Source organism: Phocaeicola sp. RTP21198st1_B8_RTP21198_201120 (assembly GCF_040929485.1).
Lineage (GTDB): Bacteria > Bacteroidota > Bacteroidia > Bacteroidales > Bacteroidaceae > Phocaeicola > Phocaeicola dorei.
The window spans coordinates 1-1307 of record NZ_JBCOCI010000380.1; the positions used below are offsets into that span (position 1 = coordinate 1).

General features: G+C 44.1%; 1 protein-coding gene. It reads right to left on the reverse strand.

The window, feature by feature from the left end; all coding sequences use genetic code 11:
- Positions 1–1307: two-component regulator propeller domain-containing protein (locus tag AB5935_RS26500; RefSeq protein ID WP_368327928.1), on the reverse strand; the 1307-nt coding region annotated here is incomplete at both ends.

Below are 1307 nucleotides of genomic sequence, written 5' to 3' on the forward strand. Positions count from 1 at the left end.
GAAGAAACCTCATCCGACAGTAGATTATAATCCACCGTGCGGTTTAGATGCGGTATATAGTGAAGAGCTCCTTTCAGGAACAGTCCGAGCCACAAGCTGTTATCTTTGTCGAGCCATAAAGAATGTATGTTCTTGGCGTAGATTTGCATTTGCTTGTGCAGCCGTTCGGCACGGGTGATTTCTTTCTTATTGTTCAGGTAGTTCAATCCGCCATCTTCGGTGGCGATGTACAGACCGTTGTCCGGAGCATTGATAATCTGGCGGACAGCCTTTCCGCTCAAATGATTGAAACTGGCTCCGTATGGATATATCTGGAACTGGTCGGAACCGAATATATAATAGTTGACTCCTCCGAAATAGGTTCCCACCCACATATTATGAGCCTTGTCCTGATAAAGGCTGTAAATGGGAGAATCGTTCAGCGCACTTAAATCCCGTTCCGATTGCTCGTAATGTGCAATCAGTTGATAGAGTTTGTTGAAGACAAAGATGCCATACTCCGTGCCTACCCATATATTCCCCGTATGGTCGGTTGCCGCACACCGGAAGTCTTTCACTTCAAGGTCTTTCGAAAGATTACACAGGGTATTGCTTTGTATATGATAGACGAAAAAATCGTTGTTAGTATTAAATAAAAGCTGGTTGGACGAGATCAGGACGGCATTGTTGCATTGTTGTGTAAAAGGCTGGATGAGAGTCGGGAGGGAAACGAACTGTTTCTTTTCCAGACTGTATCGCATCAGTCCTTTGTTGGTGTCTATCCATAAGGTTTTGTCTCCGTCCTCCGCAAAGTATCTCACATGAGGTTTTTCTTCATCGAGAAGAAAAGGAACAAACAAGCTGTCTTGTTCATTGTAGCGATAGAGTCCGTTGCTACAAGCTGGCAGAAGCATACCATCGCTGGTGTTCAGGAAACAAACATCATCCTTAGTGTTCCCTTTAATCTGGTAACGGCTGAAATCTTCTGTCTCGTAGTTATAGCTGCAGATGCCCTGATCGGTAGAGATCCATAGAATGTTACGGAGCGAATCGTTATATAAGCGTGTGATGAAATTGTGGCGGAGTGAGGTGCTGTCGGCTTCATTATGTGCGAACAGGTTGATATTATAACCGTCATATCGGCACAATCCGTTGCGTGTACCAAACCAGATGAACCCATGGTTGTCCTGGGTGATTGCATTGATCGTATTATGCGGGAGTCCTTCAGCTATACTTAGCTGTTTGAAGCGTATGTTATTATATTGAATCTGTCCCGTCGACAAGCTTGTATTTAAGAGCACGAGACTAAATAAGAGTACGAATTTAAG